The following is a 25,761-nucleotide window of genomic DNA, read 5'->3' as shown; positions in this document are numbered from 1 at the left end:
CGGCGGCCGGGCTGCGCGCCTTCCTCGCGTACCCGGGCCGCCGCCCCGACCCAGTGGTGTGCGACGAGCGGAGATCTTCATGGCGGACGGAACGCCGGACAGAATGCCGGACGAGGTGCCGGACGGAATCCAGCAGCGGCCGGCGCCGCCACGGGCCGGGCGTCCCGGCCGTCCAGGCCATCCCGGCCCCGCGCGGTCCCGGCGCCATCTGCTGCGCGCGCTGTTCACCCTGGGCGTGGTCACGGGCACTTCGGCGGTGCTGGCGCCGATCCTGCGGGCCGGCCGGAGCGCCCCCGCCCCCGCACCCGCACCCGCCGCACCCGCCGCACCCGCCGCACCCGCCGCACCCGGCGCGTCCGCCGGGGAGCACGGACCGGGCGCGGCTCTCGACGAGATGTACCGGGGGCGCCGTATCCAGGTCGGCCCCGCGGACCCGGACGGGGTGAGCCCCGCCGTCCCCGCTGCCGCCGCCGTCCCGGCCGGGCCCGACGGCGCGCCGGCCGCGCCCGCCGTCCTGATCGACGGGCGCCCCCTGCACGTCATGCGGCGCGCGGACGGCAGCTATCTGAGCGCGGTCAACCACTACCAGTCGTTCCCCACCCCGATCGAGGCGGCCAGGGCGGCGGTGGACGACCTGCGGGGCGCCCGACTGCGGCCCGGGGGACCGCTCCACCACATCTGACATCCGACCTCGGGAAGGCCCCGACCGTGTACACCAGAAAGAACCAGCGCGATCTCACCGGCGCCGAGAAGCGCAGCTTCGTCAGCGCCGTTCTGGAGCTGAAGCGCACGGGCGAGTACGAGGACTTCGTCCGGCTGCACAGCCAGTACAACATCGCCGACGCGGACAGTGGCCCGCGCGCGGGGCACATGACCCCGTCCTTCTTCCCCTGGCACCGGCGGTTCCTGCTGGAGTTCGAGCGAGCCCTCCAGCGCGTGGACCCCGGGGTGACCGTCCCGTACTGGGACTGGACGACCGACAACACCCCCGCCGCCGGGCTGTGGGCCGAGGACTTCCTCGGCGGCACCGGCCGCTCGCGCGACCAGCAGGTCACGACCGGCCCCTTCGCCTACAAGGCGGGCAACTGGACCATCAGGAACGGGGTGACGAGCGGGAAGTTCCTGACCCGCGACCTCGGCCGTCCGGGCTCACCGATCAGCCTGCCCGGCAAGGACGAACTGGCCTCGGCGCTGAACGAGACGGTCTACGACGCCGACCCCTGGGACTCGACCGTCACCACGGGCTTCCGCAACGCCCTGGAGGGCTGGAGCGTCCGCACCGTCCCGCGCGAGCGCAACCACAACCGGGTCCACCGCTGGGTCGGCGGGGCCATGCTGAGCGCGGCCTCGCCCAACGACCCCGTCTTCTGGCTGCACCACTCCTTCGTCGATCTCGTCTGGGACCGCTGGCAGCGCAGGCACCCGGACTCGGGCTATCTGCCGAGGACGAAGCTGCGCTCCGGCGATCCGCAGGGCGGCCGGGTCATGAGCCTGGACGAACCCCTGCCGCCGTGGAACGTCAAGCCGTCCGAACTCCTGGACCACGGAAAGCTCTACCGCTACGCCGAGTGACACCCGGCCCCGCCCGGTCCCGTACCACGTGCGTCGGGCCGGGCCCCGCGTCCGTACACGCGACGGCCCCCGCGTCCGCACATTGCGACGGCCCCCCGCGTTCGCACGCGAGGGGCCGTCCTTCACCGGAATCGCGCGGCCCGGGGGCCGCGCACGGTCATTCCGCGATCAGACCGGTGGCCGTGGCTCACCGGTGCCGCGGCTCAGTAGCCGTAGCCGCCGTGGTGGCCGCCCGAGATGTTGGCGCACTGGTTGCCGAACGCCGGGTTGAGCAGACCGACCACGTCGATCGTGTTGCCGCAGACGTTGACCGGGATGTGCACCGGGACCTGGACGACATTGCCGGACAGGACACCGGGCGAGCCGACAGCGGCGGCGCCGGCGCCGGCGTCGGCAGCGGCCATACCGGCGCCACCGGCCAGCACGGCGCCCGTGCCGACGAGAACAGCGGTTGCCTTCGCGATACGCGACATCAAGATTCTCCTTGAACGTGTGGAGCACAGCCGCACGATGTGCGGCCTTCACGCACTTCAACGCCGGGACTCACACTCGGTAACGCCCATCGCGCCATCCGTTTTCGATCAGCCCGGTCTCCCACCTGATCGGCGGAGCCGGTTCGCTCACCCGACCGGCGCAACCGCGCCCGTCGCCGCACCGGCCCCGCTCGCCGGGGCGCTCAGCCCGAGCGGCGCGGCTGGAGCGTGGTGGCGTACGGGCCGTTCCCGGCCAGCAGTTCGTGGTGGCTGCCCACCTCGACGATGCGGCCGTGCTCCATCACGACGATCCGGTCCGCGCTCCGGATGGTGGACAGCCGGTGCGCGACGACGAACACCGTGCGGCCCCGCACCAGATGGGACAGCGCGTCCTGGATCAGCCCCTCCGACTTGTTGTCCAGCGCCGAGGTCGCCTCGTCCAGCACCAGGACGCGCGGGTCCCTGATCAGCGCCCGGGCGATCGCCAGCCGCTGCTTCTGGCCGCCCGACAGCCGCGCGCCGCGCTGTCCCACCACCGTGTCGAGACCGTCGGGCAGCCGCTCCACGAACTCCGTCGCGTTGGCGGCGAGCAGCGCCCGGCGCAGCGCCTCCTCGTCGGCGCCCTCCTCCAGCCCGTAGGTGACGTTCTCCCTGACCGTCCCCTCGAAGAGGATCGACTCCTGCGGTACGACGGACAGGAAACGCCGGTACGTCCGCAGATCCAGCTCCGCCATGTCCGCGCCGTCCAGCAGGATGCGGCCCTCCGTGGGCCTGATGAAGCCGATCAGCAGATTCAGGATGGTGGACTTGCCCGCGCCCGACGCCCCGACCAGGGCTATCGTCTCGCCGGGCCGTACGGACAGGCCGAAGCCGTGCACCGAGGGCTCCGTCGCCCCGGGATAGCTGAACCCCATCGCCTCGAAGTCGATCCGTCCCCCGACCCGCTCCACGGACGTCTTGCCCTCGTTGCTCTCCAGGTCGGGCGCCTGGAGGACCTCACCCATCGAGCGCACCGACTCCAGCCCCTTGGAGATGATCGGGGTCAGGCTCATCAGGGTGGTCAGCGAGGCGGTCAGCGCCGTGAAGAAGGCGCTGATCATGACGACATCGCCCGCCGACAGTCCCAGCAGGCCGTAGTACGCGACGACCGCGGAGCCCGAGAGGCAGCCGACGGCCATGGTGTTGAGCAGGATCCAGGAGAGCGATCCGAAGCGGCCGTTGAGCAGATCGAGCCGGAATCCGGCGGAGTGGACCCGCTCCAGGGTGTGGTCGACGCGGTGCAGCGCGGTCCGTTCCAGGCCGTGGGCGCGGGTGATGGGGATCAGGGTGGTCATCTCGCCGACGTGCGAGGACATCCGCTCGACCTCCACCCTGAACCGCTCGTTGTTGCTCCGGATGCGGGAGCGCAGCCGGAGCACCAGCAGCGCCGCCAGCGGGACGACGACCAGGAAGACCGGCAGCACCACCGGGGCCCGGTACCCGATCACCCCCACTCCGCCGATCAGCGTCATGATGGCGCCGAGCCCCATGTCGGCGCTCTGCTGGGTCATCTGCTCCACGCCCTCGACGTCCCGTACGACCTTGGTCTGGAGGACGCCGGCGCTGACCCGGGAGTGGTATCCGATGGACAGATGCTGCATCCGGCGGCAGAGCGCCGCGCGCAGCTCGCGGCCCATCCGGCGGATGCTGGCGCTCATCAGGCGTGCGTAGAGCAGCGCCAGCGGGAAGTTGAGGACCAGGACGAACACCAGGACGCCGGTGTTGTACCAGAGCTCGGCGATCGGCCGGCGCTCCACGACCACGTCGATGATGTTGGCCGTGATCAGCGGAAGCAGCCAGACCGGTATGTGTTTGACGGCGAAGACCAGGACGGCGAGCGAGAGCCTGCGGCGGTCCGGACGGAAGAGATAGGCGAGAGTGCGGAGCGGGTGCTCCCCGGAGTAGTGGTGGTCCAGCGGGCTCGTTCGCGGGACGGATTCGGGTTTCGGCATGGAGAGCGAAGTCCTCTTCGGGAGGGGCGGTGGCTCGTGGGTGCGGGGATGAAGTCTGCTCCGATCCGTACCCGATAGGAAGCGCTTTCTAGGCGCGGTTGGCGGCCTGCTTCCGAGCCGCCCCGGCAGCGGGCGGCGAACCGCTCCGGGAGTGGTTCGGGCCGATCGGTGAGAAGGTGGCTGCATGGCCGAACGGGGTGAACCTCCGGCCGGCACGGCGCCGCCGGACGACTGGCCCGCCCAGCCGGACCTGAGCCTCGCTCTGAACCGCATGGGCACTTTCGACTGGGATCTCGACACGGGAACCCTCCATCTGGACCGCGCCGCGCTCCGCCTCCTCGACGTGGCGCCGGACACCTACCGGGGCCGGCCGGAGAGCCTCACCCACCGGCTGCTGCCGCACGACGCCGCGCGGCTGAAGTCGCTGGTGGCCCGGGCGCTCAAGAGAGGGACGGCCGACTACGGCGCGTACTTCCGGATCCGCGGCCGGGACGGCGGCTCGCGCTGGGCCCACACCCAGGCGCACATCAGACACGACACCGACGGACGGCCGCGGCGGATCATCGGCATCGTCCGCGACGCCCAGCACGAGCTGACCGAGATCGCCGCGAGAAGCGATCTCGACGAGGACCGGCAGCGGCTGACCGGCGTGGTGGCCCGCACCACCGCCCTGCTGGCCTCCGCCGGCAGCGTCGAGGACGTCCTCGACGTACTGCGCGACAAAGAGGCGCTCGGGCATCTCACCGCGGTCAGCGTGATGCTGGGCGTGGTCGAGGGCGGCCGCATCCGGATGGTCGCCGAAGCCCGCTCCGGGTCATTCGTACCGGAGCTGCGCTACACCCGGATCGCCGACCCGTACCCGATGAGCGAGGTGGTACGCACCGAGCGGCCCCGCTTCATCGACTCCCGGGAGGAGTTCAGCTCCTCCTACCCGCTGCTCTGGCCGCACATCGAACCGCTCTCCGTGGCCTCCGGCGCCTACCTCCCGCTGATCGCCCAGGCCAGGCCGATCGGCGTGCTCGGGCTGCTCTCGCCCCGGCCCGGCGGCTTCCACGAGGAGGAGCGCAATCTGCTGGTCGCGCTCAGCAGCGGGATCGCGCAGAGCCTGCAACGGGCCATGCTCTACGAGCAGGAGCACGACCTCGCCGAGGACCTCCAGCAGGCGATGCTGCCCCGGCGCATCCCCGAGGTCCCCGGCGTGCGGACCGCCGTGCGCTACCGCTCGGCACGGATCGGCCGGAGCGTCGGCGGCGACTGGTACGACGTACTGCCGCTGCCCGGCGGCCGGGTGGGGCTGACGATCGGCGACGTCCAGGGCCACGACACGGACGCGGCGGTCGTGATGGGGCAGTTGCGCATGGCGCTGTGGGCCTACACCGCCGAGGGACACCCGCCGGACGCCGCGCTGGCCCGCGCCTCGGTCCTGCTGCGCCGGCTGGACACCGACCGCTTCGCGACCTGCACGTACGTGGAGGTACGGCCGGCGACCGGGGCGCTGCGGATCGTGCGCGCCGGCCACCTCGACCCGCTGGTGCGGCGCGCCGACGGAACCTGTTCCTGGCTCCCGGCCGCGGGCGGGCTGCCCCTCGGTCTCTCCGCCGAGTTCGCCGGACCCGGCGGGATCAGCTACCCGGTCACCACGGGGACGCTCGGGCCCGGCGACACGCTCCTGCTCTGCACCGACGGACTGGTGGAACAGCCCGGCATCGATCTGGGCGACAGCCTGGAAGCGCTCCGGCAGAGCGTCCGCACGGGCCCGGCCGGACTGCCCGAACTGGCCGACCGGCTCTTCGAAGCGGTCGTGGAGCGCAGCGGCGGGGACGACCGGGCGCTGCTGCTCCTGCGCAGGGACGGGCTGCGCGACACGCCCCGGGCGGACTGACGCGCCGGTGCGACACCGCGTGTTCTCCCCGGTGTCGCGCCGAACCCCTGGTTCATTGCTGTGTGCGCGGCCATGCTGGCGGCCTGCGTCGCGCGGGCGCACGGGCCCGCGCGAACCGACCGTATTCCGGGAGCAGTCGTGGGCACAGGGGGAGCCTCGGGCACGAGGCGGGTTCGGACAGCGGGGGTGCGCGGGCCCGGCCCGGCCGCGCGGACCGCCTTACTCCTCACGACCGTCATCGCGCTGGCGGCGGGGGCGGTGGCCCCCGCGGCGGCCGATGCCGGTCCCGATCCCCGACCGCGTACCGCCGCCGAGGCACTGCGGCCGGTCGCGCCGCCGCCCGCGAGTGCCGGTGCCGGTGCGTCGCGGTCCGTCGCCGACGCCGACGGGATCGAGACGGCGCGCGCCTCCCGGCCGGTCGCCCCCGGCATCCGGCTCACCTCGTACGACCGTCTCGAATCCGACAAGTGGCTGCGCGTGAACGCCCTTTCGGTGGATCTGGCCGCCGGTGCGGGCGCCGACCACCTCTCCTCCGGACGGGTCTCCGAACGCCGTACGGTCTCCGAACTCGCCGCCCACCACGACCCGGGACCCGGCCGCCGGACCGTCGCCGCGTTCAACGCGGACTTCTTCGACATCAACGAGACGGGCGCCCCGCAGGGTCCCGGGGTCGCCGACGGCCGGGTCGTGCACTCCGGCGAGAGCGGCGCGGAGCGGGCCGTCGGGATCGGCCCCGGGAGCGCCGGACGCATCTTGCGGCTGTACTTCGACGGTACGGTGACGCTCCCCTCGGGCCCGCGCGCGCTGGACGCGTACAACGCGGCGAATGTGCCCGCCGGTGGCGTCGGCGCCTATACGGCGGACTGGGGCGAAGCCGATCGCGTGCTCACCGTTGACCGGGCCGCCCCGGTCGCCGAGGCGGTCCTGCGGGGCGGCCGGGTCGTCTCCGTGACGGACCGGCCGGGCACCGGCCCGATCCCCGCCGGCACCACCGTCCTGGTCGGCAGGGAAGCGGGCGCCCAGGACCTCGCCGCGCTGCGGCCCGGCGACCCCGTCGCCCTGGAGTACCGGCCGCGCACCGACGGCGGTCCCGTACCGCGTACGGCGGTCGGCGGCCGGGAGCTGCTGGTCGTGGACGGCGTGGCGCTCGGCCACGAGGGCGAGGGCAACAACACGGCCGCACCGCGCACCGCCGTCGGCTTCTCCCGTGACGGCGCCACCATGCAGGTGATCACCGTGGACGGCCGGCAGCAGGACAGCGCCGGAGTCACCCTCACCGAACTGGGCCTGATGATGCGCCGGGCCGGCGCGTACAACGCGCTGAACCTCGACGGCGGTGGCTCCTCCACCCTCGTCGCCCGCGCCCCCGGCAGCGACACACTGAGCGTGGCGAACAGCCCCTCGGACGGCAGCGAGCGCGCGGTCGCCAACGGGCTCGCCCTCACCGCGCCGGCCGGCGGCGGACGGTTGACCGGGTTCTGGGTCCAGCCCCGCACCACGCCGGACGAGGCCCCGACCGTCGACCCGGTGAAGGGCGGCCATCCCGAGCGGGTCTTCCCCGGGCTGACCCGCGCTCTCACCGCCACCGGTTTCGACGAGACCTACGGACCGGCCACCGGCCGGCCCCGGTGGCGCACCGTACGCCCCTCGGTGGGCCGGGTCGACGACGGAGTGTTCACCGCGCGGACCGGCGGCACCACACGGGTACGGGCCGAACGCGCAGGCGCCGGGGGCAGCACCGAGCTGACCGTGCTCGACACGCTCGCCCGCATCCTGCCGACCACCGAACGCGTCGCGCTCGCGGACGCCGGGGCGACCGGCTCCTTCGGCATCGTCGGTCTCGACGCCCACGGCGCCAGTGCCCCGATCGAGCCCTCGGACGTACGCCTCGACTACGACCGCACGCTCTTCTCCGTCACCGACGACGGCCACGGCTCCTTCGCCGTCACCTCCCAGACGGGCGGCGGAGCCGGACGGATCACGGCGACGGCGGGCGGCGCCACGACCGTGCTCGCCGTCAGCGTCGGACTCGACGAACGGCTGGTGTCCGGCTTCGACGACGCGGCGGCCTGGACCTTCAGTCAGGCGCGCGCGAGCGGATCGGTCTCGGCCACCCCCGACGGCCGCGGCGGCACCGGCCTCACCCTCGCCTACGACTTCACCCGCTCCACCGCCACCCGGGCGGCCTACGCGAGCCCCCCGCAGCCCATCCCGGTCCCCGGCCAACCCCAGTCCTTCTCGCTCTGGATCAAGGGCGACGGCGGGGGCTCCTGGCCCACCCTGCATCTCAAGGACGCGGCCGGCTCCGATCAGCTGCTGCGCGGCCCGTACGTCACCTGGACCGGCTGGCGCCAGGTCACCTTCGCCGTCCCGGCCGGGGCCGCCACGCCGCTCACCGTCGAACGCTTCTACCTGGCCGAGACCGCCGCCGACCGCCAGTACACCGGCGAGATCACGGTGGACGAACTGACGGCGCGGGTGCCGCCCGGCGTCGAACTGCCCGCGCGATCACGCCCGGCCGATCCGCTGATCGGCACGGCGGCCGCAACGGCGGCCCGCGACTGGCGGTTCGCGGTGATGTCCGACGCCCAGTTCGTCGCCCGCGACCCCGACAGCGCGATCGTCGCGCAGGCCCGCCGTACGCTGCGCGAGATCCGGGCGGCCCGGCCGGACTTCCTGGTCATCAACGGCGACCTGGTCGACGAGGGGTCCCCGGCCGACCTCGACTTCGCCCGCACCCTGCTGACCGAGGAACTGGGGGAAGCCCTGCCCTGGTACTACGTGCCGGGCAACCACGAGGTGATGGGCGGCTCCATCGACGCCTTCGTGGAGCGGTTCGGGCCCGCCCAGCGGGTCTTCGACCACCGCGGGACCCGCTTCCTCACCCTCGACACCTCGCGTCTGACGCTGCGCGGCGGCGGCTTCGCGCAGATCAGGGCGGTACGCGAGCAACTGGACGCGGCGGCGCGGGACGACCGCGTGGGCTCGGTGCTGGTCGTCGCGCACGTACCGCCGCGCGATCCGACCGTGCAGCGGGCCAGTGAGCTGGGCGACCGCAAGGAGGCCGCCCTCCTGGAGCGGTGGCTCGCGGACTTCCGCCGTACGACGGGCAAGGGCGCCGCGTTCATCGGCGGCCATGTCGGGGTCTTCGACGCCTCGCGGGTGGACGGAGTGCCGTATCTGATCAACGGCAACTCCGGGAAGGCCCCGGCTGGCCCGGCGGGCGGGGGCGGCTTCACCGGCTGGTCGCTCGTCGGCGTGGACCGCGTGACGCCCGGACAGTGGAAGGACGCACGGCTGCGGCCGTGGCGGGGCGGGCCCGACTGGCTCTCCGTGCGGACACGGGCGCACACGGACGGGCTGACCCTGGACGCGCCGACGGTGCTGACGGCCGGCCGCGAAGCCCGGATCGCGGCGACGGTCACGCAGGGGACGGACGCGGACCGGGCGCGGGCGGTGCCGGTGGCCTTTCCGCTCAGCGCCGACTGGACCGGTTCGCTCAACCTCCGTATCGGCCCCCCGGCCGGGGCCCGCCCCCGGCACGCGGCGGCCTTCGACCCCACCACCGGCACCCTCACGGCCCTGCGCCCCGGCACGGTCACCCTGGCGGTGACGGTCAGCGGGGTGACCCGGACGGCGAAGATCCGGATCACGGGGACTCCGGGATGACGCGTCAGGTCGGCGCGACGTCACCGTTTGCCCTGGAGCGCGCTCCAGGGTGGAGGGTGGAGCCATGACTTCAGTGGCTCCCCGGCCCGCGCCGGATCCGGAGATCCCGCCGGGCGGTCTGACGATCGGCGAGGCCGCCCTCGCCTGCGGCCTCAGCATCGACACACTGCGCTACTACGAGCGCGAGGGCCTGACGGCCGAGCCCGCCGACCGCGCCCCCTCCGGACAGCGGCGCTACTTCGCGCGGGATCTGAACTGGCTCGACGGCATCGTGATGCTCCGCGGCACCGGCATGCCGATCCGCGCCATCCGCGCCTTCACCGAGATCTGCCGGCTGGAGGGCAACGAGGCCGAGCGCCTCGCCGTCCTGGAGCAGCACCGTGAGCGTGTGCTCGAACAGCTCAACGAGACGCGGAGCCATCTGGAAGCCATTGAACGAAAGATCAAGTTTTATCGCGAGCGAAAGGGCTACCCCTCCTCATGAAAACCGTGAAACTCGGATCACAGGGCCTCACCGTCTCCGCCGAGGGACTGGGCGCGATGGGCATGAGCGTCTGGTACGGCCCGCGCGACGAGCAGGAGGCCGTGGCCACGCTCAACCGGGCCGTGGACATCGGCGTCACCTTCATCGACACGGCCGAGGCGTACGGGCCGTTCGAGAACGAGAAGCTGATCGGCCGCGCCCTCGGCAAGCGGCGCGACCAGATCACCCTCGCCACGAAGTTCGCCACGGAGTTCGACGACGACGGCACGTCCCACGGGCCCAACGGCAGCGCCGCCTACGCACACCGGTCGGTGGACCGCTCGCTGCGCCACCTCGGTACGGACGTCATCGACCTCTACTATCTGCACCGCGTCGACCCCGACGTGCCGGTCGAGGAGAGCGTCGGGGCCATGAGCGAGATGGTCCAGGCCGGCAAGGTCCGCTACATCGGGCTCTCGGAGGCCACCCCCGACCAGATCCGCCGGGGCCACGCCGTCCATCCGCTGACCGCGCTCCAGTCGGAGTACTCCCTGTTCAGCCGGGACGTGGAACACAACACGGTGCTGGAGACGGTACGGGAGCTGGGCATCGGGTTCGTCGCGTTCTCCCCGCTGGGCCGCGGCTTCCTCTCCGGAAAGATCACCCACCGCGACGACCTCGCCCCTGACGACGCCCGCCGCCGTATGCCCCGGTTCAGCGAGGAGAACATCGCGGCGAACCTGGCGGTCGTCCACAAGGTCACCGAGCTGGCCGAGGCCAAGGGCACCACCCCGACCCAGCTCACGCTGGCCTGGCTGCTGGCCCAGGACGTCGTACCGATCCCCGGCACCAAGCGGCGCGCTTACCTCGAACACAACGCGGAGGCCGCCGGCATCCACCTCACCGCCGAGGACCTGGCGGCGATCGACGCGGCGGCGCCGCACGGCGTCGCGGCGGGCGACCGCAACGCCCCGCCCCGCGGCTGACACGCGGCACCCCGACCGGATTCCCCCCGCGCGTTCCGCGTGCGGTCCGGTGTGCGTTTCTGGCGCGTACGGACGTCCTCGACGAGGGGCGTACGGGTGGATCCGGGACCCCGAGCTGCTCACCGACCAGGAGTGCGCCAAGCGCTACGCGGTCGGGCTCGACGTCAACATGGCCTTCGCCGCCGCCGCCAACCGCCTGGTGGCCGGGCTCGGTCCCGCCGCACACGTACAGGCACCCGAGTTCGACAAGAAGCTGCCCGGTTCCTGGTACGTCGACCTCAGTGGCGTCGACATCGACCCGAGGCTGCCCAACCCCTTCACCCCGCGCGGTACCCGGCCGGCCGGGCCCGGCTGGTACGCCACCCGACGGCCGCGTCCGCCGCATCACCCAGCACCTGCCCCCGGCGTACGCGGCCCAGCTCTTCGAGGCCCGGCGCACGGGGGCGGACGAGCGGCGGCTGCGCCGCATCGTGGCCGAGGTACTTCAGGAGATCTACTTCAAGGACCAGGGCCGACGCGCCGACGACCTGCTGGTGGAGTTCACGGACATCGACTACGTGGAACTGGACTACTGAGGCTCGCCGGGCACCTGTGACTGAGCGACGTGTTGTGACTGAGCGTTTCAGCTGGCCCCTGAGCGTTGTACTTGGCCCGGCTGAGCGTGACGGTTGGCCCGGGCCGTTCGCGGGTGGCGCTCATCCGATCTGATCGGCTGCATGGGTTTTCTCGTTACTCCACAGCGCGGCCGATGAGTTTGTGGCTCCCGGCCGGTCCACGCTCGTGACATCCCAGGAAAGGACACCGCCATGTCGGAGCTTCTCGTCGACTTCATCACCTCCCTCGACGGCCACGCGTCGGGAGAAGGATGGCCCGGGTTCTGGGGCCTTGAGGGCCCGGAGTACCTCGCGTGGCTCGGCAGGCAGCCCGAGACCACCTACCTGATGGGAGCGAACACCTACCGTCAGATGTCCGGCTTCGCCGCAGGCGAGATCCCCGATGGCCAAGACGAGATCAGGCCCGAAGAACAGGCGTCCTTCGACGAGCTCACGCAGGCGTCCAAGGTGGTGTTCTCCTCCTCACTCAAGGAGCCACTGACGTGGGCCAACTCCACGCTCGTCCGCGACGACGCCGTCGAGGCGGTCCGCGCCATGAAGTCCAGCGGCTCGGGGCTCCTCCGCACAATCGGTAGCCTCAGTCTGTGCCGCTCCCTGCTACGAGCCGGACTCGTCGACCGCTTCCGGGTCGTCATGTTCCCGGTGATCACCGGGGCCACGGGCGCGGAACGCATCTACGAGGGCTATCCGGACGTCGCCCTCGAGATGATCGAGCACCGCACCTTCGACGGCCGCATCCAGCTGGTTGAGTACAAGCCCCGCGTGCTCGAGCACCCGCCGCTCAACGCCCCCGCGTGACGCCGCCCGTCCGCCGGTCTGGACGGCCGCCAGGCAGGCGCCCGGCGGGTGCGGAGCAAGACCTAATGGCGGCCGGCCAACGTCAGGGCGCCCGGTCCACCTGGCCCCGAACTGTCACAGGTCAGCCCCTGCGGGCCCTCCCGGGCCCGCAGTCTCCGCAAAGGTCCGCTTCCGGATACGGATGCGGCGCTGGACGCTTCCCCGGGCAAAGCCGAGCGAGCTGAGCGCTCCACATGACCGATGGGGCCAGCTGAAGCGCCCAGTCACACGTGTGCAGGGCCCGCGCCACGATTCGCCGCACCGGGTGCCCCGTCGCGGGCCCTCACACCCGCTACCTGTTCCGGCTCGCGCCGGGGTTCACCTCAGCGGTGGAACCGGGTCGTCTCCCGCAGTGGCTCGCGGCCGACGGTGACGGCGTTGACCGCGGCCGCCGGGTCGGCGTAGCCGAACACGATGCAGAACAGCAGCTCTCCGCCGGTGAGGCCGAGCGTCTCGCGAACCGTGTCGGAGTAGAAGCTCAGCAACGCCCGAGGACAACTGGCCACGCCGTGAGCGGCCAGGGACAGCAGCAGCGTCTGCGCGTACATGCCGACGTCGGCGGTCGACCGCGGATCGCCCGAGTCCGGCACGAACGGCAGCGCGACATGGGGCGCGTCGTAGTAGCCGAGACTCCTGACGTCGCAGGCGGCACGCGGTTCCTGAGCATCACGGTCGATACCGAGCGTGCCGTACATCTCGGCGCCGGCCAGGCCGAAGGCGGCCTCCATCGTCTCGTCCGGAACGGGATCGGGCAGGAACGCCCTGGTCCGCGCGCCGTCCCCGGATGAGCTGCTCGGCCACGCCGGGAAGCTCACTCGTCATGACGTCCACCGTCTCTCATCCGTGGCCGGACGGCGTCGTCCGGGGATGCCCGTTCATCCTCTCCGACGGTGCCACGAGCCGCGCGATGGTACTCGGCGATCCCGATTACGGCCGCCACGCCCGCGTCGCCGCCGAAACCCTCCTCGACCACGCGTCACGTCGCGCCCGCGCCTGACCGCCCGCGGGAGCGGCCCACGGATTCACGGCCCGTCAGGTGTTGAGCACCGGGGCGGCGTGCCGCGTTCCACCGTCCTCGGCCGACGTCGGCCGGTCCCGCGTTCTCATCCGCGCCGGCGGAGGTACGCCTCCAGCTCGGCGGCCCCGGTCAGCATCGCCCGCCCGCGGGCGGCGAGCCGGCCGTGCCAGTCGGACAGCGCGGCCTCCAGCGGCTCCAGCCCGCCGGCCGCCCGCACCTGCGCGATCAGCGGGGCGATCCGCTCCAGCGGGTAGCCGCCCCGCCTGAGCTGGTGGGCCAGCCGGGCGTCCCGTACGTCGGCCTCGTCGTAGACGCGGTACCCGGTCAGCGGATCGCGGCGCGGGCGCACCAGCCCGGCGCGCTCCCATGCGCGCAGGGTCGCGGGCCGGATTCCGAGCGTCCCTGCCAGCGGGCCGATGAACGTGGCGCCGGGCCCGGACCGCGCGGCCGGCTCCGAACCCGCAGCGGGCTCGGGCGGCGTGGCGGGTTCCAGGTCGCTGAGGGCGTGCTCGACGGCCTGGAGGGTGCGCCGGTCGTCGAGGAGCTGGGCGTGGCTCTCGTCGATGAGGCGCAACGCCTCATCGGCCGCGCCCTGGTTCACGGCCCGCATGATCGCCGTCGCCGTCGCGTGGCCATGGCCGGGCAGCAGGGCGAGGAACGCGCGCAGGGCCCCCGCGTGCAGCGAGGTGTAGGTGCGGTAGCCGTGGGGGGTGCGACCGGCGGCCGGAAGGATGCCGGTCTCCTCGTAGTTCCTGATCGCCTGCGTGGACAGACCGTGCTCGCGCGCCAGATCGACCGGCCTGAGCCGTACCCCGCTTTGAAGGTTTCGTCCCACAGAACCGACGCTTTCGCGTAAAAGTTTCAACCGAAAGTTCAACGATACCGTTGAAGGCATGGCTACGGACATCAAGGACACCACCCATGCCGTCGGGGCCGCCGCTGTCATGAGACTGCTTCCGGCCCGGCCCCGGCTGCTCGCCCTGGGCGAGCCCACCCACGGCGAGGACACTCTGCTCGATCTGCGCAACGGGCTCTTCCGGCAGTTCGTCGAGCAGGAGGGCTACCGGACGATCGCGCTCGAGAGCGACTGCGTGATGGGCCTGATCGTGGACGACTACGTCACCTCGGGCACGGGCACTCTCGACGAGGTCATGGAGCGCGGATTCAGCCACGACTGGGGCGCCTTCGCGGCCAACCGCGAGCTGGTGCGCTGGATGCGCGCCTACAACGTCCGCTCCGACGACGGGGGTCGGCCCGCATCCGAGCGGCTCCGCTTCGCCGGGTTCGACGGCCCGCTGGAGATCACCCACGCCGCGAGCCCCCGGCAGGCCCTCACCGCACTCCACGGCTACCTCTCGCCCCGGGTGGACGCGGACCTGCTTCCCTGCACCGCGGAAACCCTCGGCCAGCTGCTCGGCGCCGACGACCGGTGGACCGATCCCGCCGCGATGATGGACCCGGCCCGGTCCGTGGGGCGGTCGGCCGAGGCCGGCCGGCTGCGGCTGCTCGCCGACGATCTGGTGGCGCTGCTCGACGCGCGGGTGCCGGACCCGGCCACGGAGACCGCGCGGGAGGAGTGGCACCGGGCGCGGCTGTACGGGCGTACCGCCGTCGGCCTGCTGCGCTACCACTCAGCGATGGCCGACACCTCACCGGCGCGCATGACCCGGCTGGTCAGCCTCCGGGACGGGATGATGGCCCACAACCTCCTCGCCGTCGCCGCTCGGGGCCCGGTACTCGTCAACGCCCACAACTCCCATGTCCAGCGGGAGAAGAGCACGATGCGGATGGGCGGGATGCCGCTGGAGTGGTGGAGCGCCGGCGCGCTCGTGAGCGCCCGGCTCGGCGAGGAGTACGCCTTCGTGGCCACGGCCCTCGGCACGATCCGGCACCGGGGAGTGGGCACCCCGCCCCCGGACACCGTCGAAGGACTCCTGTACGCGCTCCCCGAGGACCGCCGCGTCATCGACGCCCGGCGGCTGGCCACCGTCCTCGGCGACACGCGGCCCGCGCCCCGCGTATCCCCCTGGTTCGGCTACGCCCCGCTCGACCCGGCCCACCTGGCGGACAGCGACGGCATCGTGTTCGTCAAGGATGTCGGTGTCCCCGTCGTGACGTCAGGCGATCCGGCCCGCTCGACGACGGCTGATCGGGAGTCAGCCACAGTCACAGGGCGTACGCCACGATCAGGATCAGGATCAGGATGACGGGCGGAGCGAGCATCGTGACCAGGTGGCTGAACAAGGACCGGAACATTCCCATCAGGGAGAAGAGCATGAGCCCGCCCGCGAGCCAGCAGCCGAAGATCTGGCCCGCGAGAGTCCGGGCGGCGGTCTCCTGCTCCCGGGTGGTGGCCTCGAAGAGGCCGAGCGCTCCTCCGATCATCATCAGGAAGAGCCCACCGCACAGCAGCACGTTTCCCGTTCCGACGGTGACCGCGACCGGCTTGTCCGCCTGACGTACTCGTCTCCAGAGTTGTATGGCGCCCATGGGGACGAGAGCGTATCCCGAGACCGGCGAGGACTGACGAGGACTGACGAGGGCTCATGTGGGAGGCCGGGGGGAGCGGCACCGTCAGGGAGCGGGAGCGCGCGTCAGGTGGTCGCGCAGCGTGGCGGCGAACTCCTCGGCCCGCGCCAGTTGCGTCCGCAGATCGGCCATCCGCTGCTGCACGGCCTGCTCGAAACCGCGCACCCGCTCCACCAACTCCTCGCGTTCCGCCGCTGACAGCGGTTCGCCCGCGTCGAGACGGTCGGTCGCGGTGAGCAGTTCACGCATCTGCTCCAGGCTGAAGCCCAGCGGCTTCATCCGGCGGATCACCATCAGGCGGCCGACGTCGGCCTCGGTGTAGAGGCGGAACCCGCCCTGCGAGCGGGCGGACGGGATGACCAGTCCGGCGTCCTCGTAGTGCCGGATCGTGCGCAGCGACAGTTCGGTGCGTGCGGCGACCTCGCCGATCTGCATGTGCTCGCTGCTCACGCTGTGCTTCCTCGTCTTCTGCCGGGGGTCCGGACGGCCTGTCTTCATCTCTACCGTAACGTTAGGGTAGAGTTCGCGGACGGTGGGGCCGCACGGTGTGCGGCGATCCCTGTCCCGTACGGCGGGACCCGCTCCCGCCCCTCAGCCGTGTCGGGGCCGATGACGCTCCCGCCGAGGAACGAAGCCGGTAGGAGAGAGCGTACGCATGACCATGATGCTCCGCGCCGCCGCCTGCCCGCCGTGATCCCTCGTCCCTGAACAACCCCCGCGGTTCTCCCGCGCCGGGCCGCTGTCCCGACCTTCCCGGCCCGCCCCTCGCGGGCTCCGCCGATGGCCGCCCCGGCCGTCCGCGACACCATGCGCGCCCACGGCGAGGCCGGACGGCGTGCCCGAGCACGACAGGTTCTTCTCTTGCCCACCTCCGTACTGTCCCCGGCCTCGCGGCTGCGCGGACTTCGCCCCGACTGGCTGTCCGACCCGAAGGTCTGGCGGACCGAGGTGCTGGCCGGCCTCGTCGTCGCCCTGGCGCTGATTCCCGAGGCGATCTCGTTCTCGATCATCGCCGGAGTCGACCCGGCGATCGGGCTGTTCGCCTCCTTCACGATGGCCGTGACGATCTCCCTCGTCGGCGGTCGCCGCGCCATGATCTCGGCGGCGACCGGCGCCGTCGCCCTGGTCATCGCGCCGCTCAACCGCGAGCACGGATTCGGGTATCTGGTGGCCGCGGTCATCCTGGCCGGTGTCTTCCAGATCGTGCTCGGCGCGCTGGGGGTGGCGAAGCTGATGCGGTTCGTGCCGCGCTCCGTGATGGTCGGCTTCGTCAACGCGCTCGCCGTGCTGATCTTTCTGGCACAGGTGCCCGAGATGCACGACGTGCCCTGGGCCGTCTACCCGCTGATCATCGGCGGCCTCGCCCTGATGGTGTTCTTCCCGAAGGTCACCAGGGTGATCCCGGCGCCGCTGGTCTCCATCGTGATCCTCACCGTCATCACCGTCGCCGCCGGGATAGCGGTGCCGACCGTGGGCGACAAGGGCGCGCTGCCCTCCTCGCTGCCCGTGCCCGGCCTGCCGGACGTGCCGTTCACGACCGAGACCCTGACCATCGTCGCCCCCTACGCGCTCGCGATGGCGCTGGTCGGGCTGATGGAGTCGCTGATGACGGCCAAGCTGGTCGACGAGATCACCGACACCCACTCCTCCAAGACCCGCGAGTCCATCGGCCAGGGCATCGCCAACATCGTCACCGGCTTCCTCGGCGGCATGGGCGGCTGCGCCATGATCGGCCAGACGATGATCAATGTGAAGGTCTCCGGCGCCCGTACGCGGCTCTCCACCTTCCTGGCCGGAGCCTTCCTGATGGTGCTCTGTGTCGTCTTCGGGCCGATCGTCTCCGACATCCCCATGGCCGCCCTCGTCGCCGTCATGGTCATGGTGTGCTTCGCGACCTTCGACTGGCACTCCATCGCTCCCCGGACCCTCAAGCGGATGCCCGCCGGGGAGATCGCCGTCATGGTGATCACCGTCGCCTGTGTCGTGGCCACCGGGAACCTCGCGATCGGTGTCGTCGTCGGCTCGGTCACCGCGATGGTCATCTTCGCCAAGCGCGTCGCCCAGCTGACCGACGTCACCTCGGTGACCGACCCCGACGGCCGCCGCGTCGTCCACTCCGTGACCGGCCAGCTCTTCTTCGCCTCCTCCCACGACCTGGTCCGTCGGTTCGACTACACCGGCGACCCGGACACGGTCGTCATCGACCTCAGCCACGCCCATGTCTGGGACGCCTCCTCCGTCGCCGTCCTGGACGCCGTCGAGACCAGATACGTCCAGCGTGGAAAGAGCGTCGAGATCATCGGCCTGAACCGGCCGAGCGCCCGGATCCACGAGAAGCTCAGCGGCGAACTCACCGGCGGCCACTGACTCCGTCGGAGATCGCTACGAGGCCGGTCCGGGCACCGCTCGGACCTCGTCCGGCAGCCCCGCGCTGAAGGCGAAGCCCGCGGAGGTGGTGGCGAGGGCGCGGAATCCCAGATGCCTCAGATACACCGCCGACCCCACGGACCAGGGGTTCGGCACGACGAAACACCCCGACTCGTGCAGCGCGTGGAACTCGGTGACGAGCGCGGACGGGGCCGGACTGTTTTCTTCCACGGTCCCAACCTAACCGGCGGTCCCAACCTAACCGGCGGTCCTGTCCGCGCACCCCGGGTGGCGTCATTCTCAGTGGTGAGGTGAAGGTGACCCCGCCCCGTACCTGGGCGCGGCTCAGGCGCCCGTTCAGCCGTGGCGGAACGCCCGCGCGTGGTCCGCGGCCCAGCCGCGGTAGGGGGTGGCCGGGCGGCCCAGGAGCCGCTCCATCGTCGGCTCCACCCGGGCCTTCGCACCGGAGCCCCGTCGTACGGCGCTCTCCATCAGGGCCTCGGCGACCGGTGACGGATAGCGGGCGAGCAGGCCACGCAGTGCCTGGTCCCGGGTCAGCTCCATCAGCCGCAGGGGGCGTTGGAGCACGTCGGACAGGACCGCGAGCTGGTCGGCGGCGCTGATCGCGACGGGGCCGGTGAGGGTGTGGACACGGCCCTCGTGGCCGGTCCCGGTGAGGCAGAGCGCCGCGGTGTCGGCGATGTCGCGGGGGTCCACCACGGCGTGCGGCGAGGCGCCGCCGAAGACCCGTACCACCGCCTCCTCGCGGATCGAACGGGCCCAGCCCAGGGTGTTGGACATGAAGGCACGCGGGCGCAGAAAGGTCCACGCGAGCCCCGACGCCCGCAACAGCGCCTCGTTGTCCCGCTGCCAGCGGGTGATCAGATCGGTCGCGTCCGGTTCCGCCACCGCCCGCGCGGACAGCTTCACCACATGCCGTACGCCCGCGCGCCGCGCCGCCGCGACGAAGTGCTCGTCGTGCGCAGGGGCGAGTGGGTCGCACGTCACCAGGAGCGCGGCCCTGACCCCGGTCAGCGCGGTGGCCAGCGTCGTGGGATCCGCGAAGTCACCACTCACGACCTCGGTCCCTGACCCGGCGGGAGCGGTGATACGGCCGGGGTCACGGGCGAGCAGCCGTACGGGCTCGTCGGTCCGCAGGCGCTCCGCCACCAGCCCTCCGACGGTGCCGGTGACTCCGGTCAGCAGGATCATCGCCCAGCCCTTCCGCCGCCACGCTCGCGGCCGCACCCACGGATCACGCCCCCGTGCACCATCGTGCACGCGAAGCGCCACCCCGGCAGCGTCCGCACCGCCGCGTCGACGCGGCCGGCGCTCTCCCCGCCCGGTGTGACACACCGTCCGCCACCCCCTGAACGGGCGAGGCGCCCCGGCCCTTCCCTACGTTGCGTAGTCGGCACCCTTACCCCTGACGGTCCTTCGGATACCGCGCCTCCTCCCCGCCCGAGCCGCCGGGGAGCCCGCCCGCACCCCTTCCACCAGTCCCTCCCCGGTTGCGGGGTGGTGGGCCATCCGTGAGTGTGGGCCGCAGTTCACAGCGAACACAAATGAAGGAGAGCGTGTCGTGGCGACTCTGTGTAAACCCGCGGTCTCGGTTCCCGAACATGTGATCACCATGGAGGACACACTCGCTCTCGCCCGCTCGCTGCACGCCGACCACCCGCAACTCCCGCTCGCGCTACGGCTGATCGAGAACACCGGCGTGGCGAAGCGTCATATCGTCCAGCCCATCGAGGAGACGCTGAGACATCCCGGTTTCGAGGACCGGAACGTGCTCTACGAGGCGGAGGCGAAGGCGCGGGTGCCCGCCGTGGTGCACAGCGCCCTCGACCACGCCGGGCTGCGCCCCGCGGACATCGACATGATCGTGTACGTCTCGTGCACCGGCTTCATGATGCCGTCCCTGACGGCCTGGATGATCAACACCATGGGGTTCCCCGGTCACACCCGGCAGCTTCCGATCGCCCAGCTCGGCTGCGCGGCGGGCGGCGCGGCCATCAACCGGGCCCATGACTTCTGCCGGGCCTACCCCGGATCGAACGTCCTGATCGTGGCGTGCGAGTTCTGCTCGCTGTGCTACCAGCCCACCGACCTGGGCGTCGGGTCGCTGCTGTCCAACGGGCTGTTCGGCGACGCGGTCGCCGCCGCCGTCGTACGGGGGGAGGGCGGTACCGGTATCACCCTGGAGCGCAACGGCTCCCACCTCGTGCCCGACACCACCGACTGGATCGCCTACAGCGTCCGGGCCACCGGATTCCACTTCCTGCTCGACAAGCGGGTGCCCACCACCATGGAGCCGCTGGCCCCCGCCCTGCGCACCATGGCCGACCAGCACGGCTGGGACGCCACGGGGCTCGACTTCTACATCATCCACGCCGGCGGGCCGCGCATCCTCGACGACCTCAGTCACTTCCTCGAAGTGCCGCCCGAGGCATTCCGGTTCAGCCGCGGCACGCTCACCGAGTACGGCAACATCGCCAGCGCCGTCGTCCTCGACGCCGTACGCAGACTCTTCGACGAGGGCGCTGTGAACGACGGCGCGCGTGGCATCGTCGCCGGCTTCGGGCCCGGTATCACCGCCGAGATGGCGCTGGGGCGCTGGAGCACGGCCGGCGGTGCCAACGGGGCCGCGGTACGGGACCGTCAGATGCTCGCGGGCGCGGGCCGCCGAACGGAACCCGTGGGCTGAGCGGGCGGCCGGGCCGCCGGACCGGCGGCGGACGGGGCGCACCGCCGAGGGCCGCGTGTGCCCCGGTCGTGCGCCCCCCGGTGCGGGCCCCAAGGATCCGATGACACGCGATGGCGGTCTTTCGCGCCCGCACCGGTCGGCGGGATCATGGGCGCCCGACCGTACGGTCACCCACTCACCGTTCTGGAGCACCGCATGACCGAGCTGGCGCGGCCCGAGGGCCTGATCGTCCCCCCGGGCGGGGGCAACACCATCCACACGGCTGCCCAGCAGGTGACCTTCAAGGTCACCGGCGAACACTCCCGGGTGTCCTCCAGCTTCGAGGTCGTCGTACCGCCGGGCTTCGACGTCGGTGCCCACCGGCACACCCACAGCGAGGAACTGTTCTACGTCCTCGACGGCGAACTCGACGTGCTGGCCTTCGAGCCGCGCGTGCTCAGCGAGGACTGGCGCCACTGGGAGTCCGCGTCGGGTCTGAAGTCGGTACGGGCCACCCCGGGCACGGTCATCGTCGTACCGCCGGGCTGTCCGCACGCCTTCGCCAACCGGAGCGGGGAGCCCGCGCGGATGTTCTTCCAGGCGTCGCCGCCGTCCGACCACGAGCGTTACTTCGAGGAGCTGCTCGACATCCTCAAGGACGGCGGGACCCCCGACCCGCAGGCGATCGCCGAACTGCGGGTGCGCTACGACATCGAGCAGCTCACACCGCTGCGGCACGATGCCTAGGCCGTGCCGTCCCAGGCTCTGCCCCGGCCGGGCACGGGCCGCCCGGACAGGGCCCAGAGGCGCCGGATGACCCCGGCGCGGGCGCTCGGCGGGCATCCGCCCCGGCGGGTGCTGCCGCTGGTGGTCGGCGTCCTGTTCGTCATGGCCGCCCTGACGGCGGGCTGGCCGCTGATCGACCGGGCGCTGAGCGACCGCGAACGGCTGCCGGGCGGCGCCCTGCTGGAGCTGGGACCGTCCTCCGGCACGGCCGTCCTGCGGGTGGTGGGCGAGGGGTGGTCCCTGAGCAAGTCGCAGAGCGATCCCAACTCCTCGTACGCGCTCTCGCGCGACGGGGTCGACGTGGTCGCCGGGTATGTCGATCTGACCACCACCGAGGCCGGGGCCGAGCGGCTGTGGACCGGGCTGCGGCGGGTCCAGTCCGTCGCGGACGCGGGCAGCCGCCTGGGCGAGCCGCATCCGGTGACCAGCGCGGAGGGCGCGCGGGGCAGCACCGGAACGCTGACCCGGAGCGGCCGTACGGGCACGGCGACCGTCTGGCTGCCGCCGGGGGAGGCGTACGCGGTGGAGATCACCGTCCTGGCGAAGCCGCGCGCCGGCGCCGGGGTGGTGGAGGAGGCCATGGCTCTGGTCCACAGCGTGTCCTTCCCCCAGGAGGCGGGGTGACACCGCCCACCGCGGACGTCCCGCGACGCGTCCATCCGCGCCGGAGGTCGGTCGGCTGGCTCACCGCCCTGCTGTGCGGACTCGGCGCGGCCCTGATCGGCTACGAGTTCTCGGCCGTGGTCCTGGTCTTTCCACACCTCGCGCTGCTGGCCTTCCTGCTGCTCGTGCTCACCGTCGCCGTCGGTACGTCCCTTCTGGCGCGGGTGCGGCCGTTCCGGTCGCCGCCGCGCGGATGGGCGTGGAGCGGGGTGATCTGGGGAGCCACCGCGGCGACCGGCTGCGCGGTCGTGGCCAACAGCGGCCTCCAGGGCATCTGGGCCAAGGGCGCCGGAATCGACTTCGGCTCCCGCTGGGGCGCCGCGCTCACCGCGCCGCTCAACGAGGAACTCCTCAAACTCTCCGGCGTCGTACTGATCGCCCTCAGCGCCCGCGCGCTGGTCCGGGGCCCGCTGGACGGGTTCTTCCTCGGCGCGTTCACCGGGCTCGGCTTCCAGGTCGTGGAGAACTGGACGTACGCGATGAACGCGATCCTGATCGGCGGGGGAGTGAACGGCACCACCGACGTCACCCAGTCCTTCACCACCCGGGTCCTGGTGACCGGCCTCGGCTCGCACTGGACGATGACCGCCGTCGCCGGGACCGGGGTGGGCATCCTGCTCGCCCACGACGACCGGCCGGTACGCCGCCGCCTCGTACCGGCCGCGGCCTGCGTACTGACCGCCATGGCCATGCACTGGCAGTTCAACGCGCCCCTGCTGAACTCCGTCGCCGGCCTCGGCGTCAAAGTGGGGGTCAACTTCCTGGTCGCGACGTGCTTCTATCTGTTCCTGCGGCACCGGGCCCGCAAGCGCGCCCGTGCCTTTCTGCGCTCGCCGAGCACACCGTTCTCGCCCGACCTGCTCACCCGCCGCTCCCGCCGCCGCGTCCTGGAACGGATTCCGCCCGCCGGACGTCCGGCGGCGGCGGCCCGTGCGTCGGGGTATCTCGACCTGGTCGAGGAGCACGCGGCGCAGGGCGCGGATCTCTCGTAGAGGCGCGTCGTTACGAAACGGTCGATGACGTCAGATAACGGGCGCGACGGGCATGAACATCATGACCAAATGATCGTCACACTCGAATGCCGTACGGAGGGTGACGCGGGCGGCCGTCCGTCGTTACGGAGGCGAAATCAGGCCAGGGGCGCCCGGTGTGACCGGGCGTCCCCACCTGCCCGAGGAATCCGCCCGAGGACGACCGGAGAGAGCCATGACGACCGCACACGCACCCCACCCGAACCACGAACACCGGCACGGCGCGGGCTGCGGCCATGTCGCCGTACCGCACGACGACCACATCGACTACGTACACGACGGCCATCTGCACCAGGTCCACGACGGCCACGCCGACGAGTGCGAGCCCGCCGGCCACACGCAGCACAGCGGCCACGCGCACCAGCACGGCGACGGCTGCGGCCATGTCGCGGTGCCGCACGGCGGCCACATCGACTACGTGCACGACGGTCACCGGCACGCCGAGCACGACGGCCACTGGGACGACCACTGACCTGAGCGCGCCCGGCCCCGGCAGCCCCCGCGTGGGGAGCGGCCGGGGCCGGGGTGTTCGGAACGCTGCCTATCCCACCGGGGCGGACGTGGCGTCGAGGCCCTTCTCCGGCTCCGTGTTGCTCTCCTCGGCGAGCCGCTCCATGCCGCTCGTCGTCTTGAGCGGCTTCTCCTTGAGGAAGGCCACCACGACGACGGTGAGCGCGGCGACCGGGGCGGCGACGAGGAAGAGTTCCGCCGTCGCCACACCGTAGGCGTGCTGCACGATCTTCAGCATCGGCTCGGGCAGCGTGGACAGGTCGGGCACGGCGTGACCGCCCGAGCCGCCGCCGGCCGCCTGCCCGTTCTCGCCCAGGCTCTTGGTCATCTCGGACGCCACCCGGTTCGCCAGGATCGCGCCCAGGGCGCTCGTGCCGATCGTGCCGCCCATGCTGCGGAAGAACGACAGCACGGAGGTGGCGGCGCCCAGTTCCGCGGCCGGAACGTCGTTCTGCGCCACCAGGACCAGGTTCTGCATCAGCAGGCCGACGCCGATGCCGAGGATGGCCATGTAGAGGCTGAGCAGGCCGAAGCCGGTGTTGGCGTCGATGGTGGACAGCAGGCCCAGACCGGCCGTCATGGTGACGGAGCCGATGATCAGATAGATCTTCCACTTGCCGGTGGAGCTGATGAGCTGCCCCGCGACGGTGGAGGAGACCAGCAGACCGAGGATCAGTGGCAGGCTCATCATCCCGGCGGCTGTCGGGGACTTGCCCAGCGCGATCTGGAAGTACTGCGAGAGGAAGACGGTGCCGCCGAACATGGCCACGCCGACCAGCAGACTGGCGACGGTGGTCAGCGAGACGGTGCGGTTGCGGAAGATGTCCAGCGGAATGATCGGCTCGGGGACCCGGGCCTCCACGAACACCGCGGCGACCAGGAGCACGAGGCCCGTGCCGGTCAGCGCGAAGGTCTGCCAGGACAGCCAGTCGAAGCTGTTGCCCGCCAGGGACACCCAGATGAGCACCGAGCAGACGCCGGCGACGATCAGGAAGGCGCCCAGGTAGTCGATCTTGACATCGCGGCGGACCGTGGGCAGCCGCAGCGTGCGCTGGAGCAGCAGGATCGCGGCCAGCGCGAAGGGGACACCGATGAAGAAGCACCAGCGCCAGCCCAGCCACGAGGTGTCCACCATGACACCGCCGACCAGCGGCCCGGCGACCGTGCCGACGGCGAAGACGGCGCCGAAGATGCCGGCGTACTTCCCCAGCCGCCGCGGCGGGATGATCGCGGCCATGATGATCTGGGCGAGGGCGGTCAGACCGCCGGCCCCGATGCCCTGGACGACCCGGCTGAAGATGAGCAGGCCCACACCCTGCGAGAAACCGGCCAGCAGCGAGCCGATGACGAACATCCCGAGCGACAGCTGAAGCAGCAGCTTCTTGTTGTAGAGGTCGGACAGCTTGCCCCACAGGGGCACGGTCGCCGTCATGGCCAGCAGCTCGGACGTGACGACCCAGGTGTACGAGGACTGGCTGCCGTTGAGGTCGGCGATGATGCGGGGCAGGGCGTTGGCCACCACTGTGCCGGCGAGGATCGCGACGAACATCCCGGCCATCAGCCCCGACATCGCCTGAAGTATCTGGCGATTGGTCATGGAGGTCGGCGCCTGGTCGGGCGCCTCTAGTGAACTCAAGGTGTCCTTCTTTTCTGGAAGTTCAGGTCAAGATCAGGGAAATGGTGA

The 25,761-nt window shown here is 71.9% G+C and carries 24 protein-coding genes and 1 pseudogene; 16 read left to right on the top strand and 9 right to left on the bottom strand.

What is annotated here, in order from left to right; genetic code table 11:
* Positions 1-79 precede the first annotated feature (79 nt).
* Together OG627_RS01280 and OG627_RS01275 are read left to right on the top strand one after the other, a co-directional pair.
* Complete coding sequence (locus OG627_RS01280) at positions 80-682, top strand: tyrosinase family oxidase copper chaperone (protein ID WP_329060530.1); 603 nt, start codon at positions 80-82, stop codon at positions 680-682.
* 26 nt (positions 683-708) lie between these two features.
* Positions 709-1,572: a tyrosinase family protein gene (locus tag OG627_RS01275; RefSeq protein ID WP_329060528.1), complete on the top strand. Its 864-nt coding sequence runs from the start codon at positions 709-711 to the stop codon at positions 1,570-1,572.
* Between the two features lie 203 nt (positions 1,573-1,775).
* Here the strand turns inward: OG627_RS01275 and OG627_RS01270 are convergent, their stop codons facing one another.
* Together OG627_RS01270 and OG627_RS01265 are read right to left on the bottom strand one after the other, a co-directional pair.
* Entirely contained in the window at positions 1,776-2,045 is a 270-nt protein-coding gene (locus OG627_RS01270; protein ID WP_329060526.1) for a chaplin, read from the bottom strand.
* Between the two features lie 203 nt (positions 2,046-2,248).
* Positions 2,249-4,036 (bottom strand): ABC transporter ATP-binding protein, encoded by a 1,788-nt coding sequence (locus tag OG627_RS01265; RefSeq protein ID WP_329060524.1) that lies wholly within the window; start codon positions 4,034-4,036, stop codon positions 2,249-2,251.
* A 184-nt stretch (positions 4,037-4,220) separates the two neighbouring features.
* Between OG627_RS01265 and OG627_RS01260 the strand changes: the two are divergent.
* From OG627_RS01260 to OG627_RS01230, 6 genes and pseudogenes are all read left to right on the top strand, one after another.
* A pseudogene (locus tag OG627_RS01260) lies at positions 4,221-5,885 on the top strand (SpoIIE family protein phosphatase); the annotation flags it as partial.
* Between the two features lie 219 nt (positions 5,886-6,104).
* Positions 6,105-9,587, top strand: a complete 3,483-nt coding sequence (locus OG627_RS01255; RefSeq protein WP_329060521.1) for a phosphodiester glycosidase family protein — start codon at positions 6,105-6,107, stop codon at positions 9,585-9,587.
* Positions 9,588-9,651: 64 nt separating this feature from the next.
* Entirely contained in the window at positions 9,652-10,071 is a 420-nt protein-coding gene (locus tag OG627_RS01250) for a MerR family transcriptional regulator (RefSeq protein WP_329060519.1), read from the top strand.
* Positions 10,068-11,036: an aldo/keto reductase gene (locus OG627_RS01245; protein WP_329060517.1), complete on the top strand. Its 969-nt coding sequence runs from the start codon at positions 10,068-10,070 to the stop codon at positions 11,034-11,036. The genes OG627_RS01250 and OG627_RS01245 overlap by 4 nt, the downstream gene beginning before the upstream one ends.
* Positions 11,037-11,317: 281 nt before the next feature.
* A complete protein-coding gene (gene tpg, locus OG627_RS01235; RefSeq protein WP_443073403.1) occupies positions 11,318-11,611 on the top strand; it encodes a telomere-protecting terminal protein Tpg in 294 nt (97 codons plus the stop codon).
* Between the two features lie 231 nt (positions 11,612-11,842).
* The gene (locus OG627_RS01230; protein ID WP_329060515.1) at positions 11,843-12,448 is read left to right on the top strand and encodes a dihydrofolate reductase family protein; all 606 of its coding nucleotides are present in this window, start codon (positions 11,843-11,845) and stop codon (positions 12,446-12,448) included.
* A 362-nt stretch (positions 12,449-12,810) separates the two neighbouring features.
* On the opposite strand, the gene OG627_RS01225 is transcribed toward OG627_RS01230, so the two are convergent.
* Positions 12,811-13,302 (bottom strand): nitroreductase family protein, encoded by a 492-nt coding sequence (locus OG627_RS01225; RefSeq protein ID WP_329060513.1) that lies wholly within the window; start codon positions 13,300-13,302, stop codon positions 12,811-12,813.
* A 5-nt stretch (positions 13,303-13,307) separates the two neighbouring features.
* On the opposite strand from OG627_RS01225, the gene OG627_RS01220 reads away from it, so the two are divergent.
* Positions 13,308-13,484, top strand: coding sequence for a hypothetical protein (locus tag OG627_RS01220; protein ID WP_329060511.1), 177 nt, complete (start codon positions 13,308-13,310; stop codon positions 13,482-13,484).
* 106 nt (positions 13,485-13,590) lie between these two features.
* Here the strand turns inward: OG627_RS01220 and OG627_RS01215 are convergent, their stop codons facing one another.
* Positions 13,591-14,340: a TioE family transcriptional regulator gene (locus tag OG627_RS01215; RefSeq protein WP_329060509.1), complete on the bottom strand. Its 750-nt coding sequence runs from the start codon at positions 14,338-14,340 to the stop codon at positions 13,591-13,593.
* Between the two features lie 58 nt (positions 14,341-14,398).
* Here OG627_RS01215 and OG627_RS01210 point away from each other — a divergent pair, with 58 nt between their 5' ends.
* Entirely contained in the window at positions 14,399-15,712 is a 1,314-nt protein-coding gene (locus OG627_RS01210; protein WP_329060507.1) for an erythromycin esterase family protein, read from the top strand.
* Here OG627_RS01210 and OG627_RS01205 read toward each other — a convergent pair.
* Entirely contained in the window at positions 15,672-15,995 is a 324-nt protein-coding gene (locus OG627_RS01205) for a hypothetical protein (protein ID WP_329060505.1), read from the bottom strand. The two genes, OG627_RS01210 and OG627_RS01205, sit on opposite strands and share 41 nt — an antisense overlap.
* An 84-nt stretch (positions 15,996-16,079) precedes the next feature.
* Positions 16,080-16,484, bottom strand: a complete 405-nt coding sequence (locus OG627_RS01200; protein ID WP_329060502.1) for a MerR family transcriptional regulator — start codon at positions 16,482-16,484, stop codon at positions 16,080-16,082.
* A 411-nt stretch (positions 16,485-16,895) separates the two neighbouring features.
* Here OG627_RS01200 and OG627_RS01195 point away from each other — a divergent pair, with 411 nt between their 5' ends.
* A complete protein-coding gene (locus OG627_RS01195; RefSeq protein WP_329060500.1) occupies positions 16,896-18,401 on the top strand; it encodes a SulP family inorganic anion transporter in 1,506 nt (501 codons plus the stop codon).
* Between the two features lie 15 nt (positions 18,402-18,416).
* On the opposite strand, the gene OG627_RS01190 is transcribed toward OG627_RS01195, so the two are convergent.
* Both OG627_RS01190 and OG627_RS01185 read right to left on the bottom strand, forming a co-directional pair.
* Positions 18,417-18,632 (bottom strand): isocitrate lyase/phosphoenolpyruvate mutase family protein, encoded by a 216-nt coding sequence (locus OG627_RS01190; protein WP_329060498.1) that lies wholly within the window; start codon positions 18,630-18,632, stop codon positions 18,417-18,419.
* A 126-nt stretch (positions 18,633-18,758) separates the two neighbouring features.
* Positions 18,759-19,613: an NAD(P)H-binding protein gene (locus OG627_RS01185; RefSeq protein WP_329060496.1), complete on the bottom strand. Its 855-nt coding sequence runs from the start codon at positions 19,611-19,613 to the stop codon at positions 18,759-18,761.
* A gap of 370 nt (positions 19,614-19,983) precedes the next feature.
* On the opposite strand from OG627_RS01185, the gene OG627_RS01180 reads away from it, so the two are divergent.
* The 5 genes from OG627_RS01180 (at position 19,984) to OG627_RS01160 (ending at position 24,039) form a co-directional block, all read left to right on the top strand.
* Complete coding sequence (locus tag OG627_RS01180; protein WP_329060493.1) at positions 19,984-21,108, top strand: type III polyketide synthase; 1,125 nt, start codon at positions 19,984-19,986, stop codon at positions 21,106-21,108.
* A 195-nt stretch (positions 21,109-21,303) separates the two neighbouring features.
* Positions 21,304-21,834 (top strand): cupin domain-containing protein, encoded by a 531-nt coding sequence (locus OG627_RS01175; protein WP_329060492.1) that lies wholly within the window; start codon positions 21,304-21,306, stop codon positions 21,832-21,834.
* Between the two features lie 66 nt (positions 21,835-21,900).
* Positions 21,901-22,497 carry a hypothetical protein gene (locus OG627_RS01170; protein WP_329060490.1) on the top strand — a complete coding sequence of 199 codons (597 nt, stop codon included), beginning with the start codon at positions 21,901-21,903 and terminating at the stop codon, positions 22,495-22,497.
* The gene (locus OG627_RS01165; protein ID WP_329060488.1) at positions 22,494-23,528 is read left to right on the top strand and encodes a PrsW family intramembrane metalloprotease; all 1,035 of its coding nucleotides are present in this window, start codon (positions 22,494-22,496) and stop codon (positions 23,526-23,528) included. Before OG627_RS01170 ends, OG627_RS01165 begins: the two co-directional genes overlap by 4 nt.
* A gap of 214 nt (positions 23,529-23,742) precedes the next feature.
* On the top strand, positions 23,743-24,039 hold the full coding sequence (locus OG627_RS01160; RefSeq protein WP_329060486.1) for a hypothetical protein: 297 nt from the start codon (positions 23,743-23,745) through the stop codon (positions 24,037-24,039).
* 69 nt (positions 24,040-24,108) lie between these two features.
* Here OG627_RS01160 and OG627_RS01155 read toward each other — a convergent pair whose 3' ends face one another.
* Positions 24,109-25,674 (bottom strand): MDR family MFS transporter, encoded by a 1,566-nt coding sequence (locus OG627_RS01155; RefSeq protein ID WP_443073599.1) that lies wholly within the window; start codon positions 25,672-25,674, stop codon positions 24,109-24,111.
* Positions 25,675-25,761 lie beyond the last annotated feature (87 nt).

This window comes from Streptomyces sp. NBC_01429 (assembly GCF_036231945.1).
Lineage (GTDB): Bacteria > Actinomycetota > Actinomycetes > Streptomycetales > Streptomycetaceae > Streptomyces.
This window is presented reverse-complemented; position numbering and strand designations above follow the sequence as displayed.

Excerpts from the sequence above, each read along its gene's own strand:
- OG627_RS01280 (WP_329060530.1), top strand. The coding sequence starts at position 80 with ATGGCGGACGGAACGCCGGACAGAATGCCGGACGAGGTGCCGGACGGA.
- OG627_RS01270 (WP_329060526.1), bottom strand. The coding sequence starts at position 2,045 with ATGTCGCGTATCGCGAAGGCAACCGCTGTTCTCGTCGGCACGGGCGCC.
- OG627_RS01265 (WP_329060524.1), bottom strand. The coding sequence starts at position 4,036 with ATGCCGAAACCCGAATCCGTCCCGCGAACGAGCCCGCTGGACCACCAC.
- OG627_RS01250 (WP_329060519.1), top strand. The coding sequence starts at position 9,652 with ATGACTTCAGTGGCTCCCCGGCCCGCGCCGGATCCGGAGATCCCGCCG.
- OG627_RS01245 (WP_329060517.1), top strand. The coding sequence starts at position 10,068 with ATGAAAACCGTGAAACTCGGATCACAGGGCCTCACCGTCTCCGCCGAG.
- OG627_RS01230 (WP_329060515.1), top strand. The coding sequence starts at position 11,843 with ATGTCGGAGCTTCTCGTCGACTTCATCACCTCCCTCGACGGCCACGCG.
- OG627_RS01220 (WP_329060511.1), top strand. The coding sequence starts at position 13,308 with ATGACGTCCACCGTCTCTCATCCGTGGCCGGACGGCGTCGTCCGGGGA.
- OG627_RS01210 (WP_329060507.1), top strand. The coding sequence starts at position 14,399 with ATGGCTACGGACATCAAGGACACCACCCATGCCGTCGGGGCCGCCGCT.
- OG627_RS01205 (WP_329060505.1), bottom strand. The coding sequence starts at position 15,995 with ATGGGCGCCATACAACTCTGGAGACGAGTACGTCAGGCGGACAAGCCG.
- OG627_RS01185 (WP_329060496.1), bottom strand. The coding sequence starts at position 19,613 with ATGATCCTGCTGACCGGAGTCACCGGCACCGTCGGAGGGCTGGTGGCG.
- OG627_RS01175 (WP_329060492.1), top strand. The coding sequence starts at position 21,304 with ATGACCGAGCTGGCGCGGCCCGAGGGCCTGATCGTCCCCCCGGGCGGG.
- OG627_RS01170 (WP_329060490.1), top strand. The coding sequence starts at position 21,901 with ATGACCCCGGCGCGGGCGCTCGGCGGGCATCCGCCCCGGCGGGTGCTG.
- OG627_RS01160 (WP_329060486.1), top strand. The coding sequence starts at position 23,743 with ATGACGACCGCACACGCACCCCACCCGAACCACGAACACCGGCACGGC.
- OG627_RS01155 (WP_443073599.1), bottom strand. The coding sequence starts at position 25,674 with ATGACCAATCGCCAGATACTTCAGGCGATGTCGGGGCTGATGGCCGGG.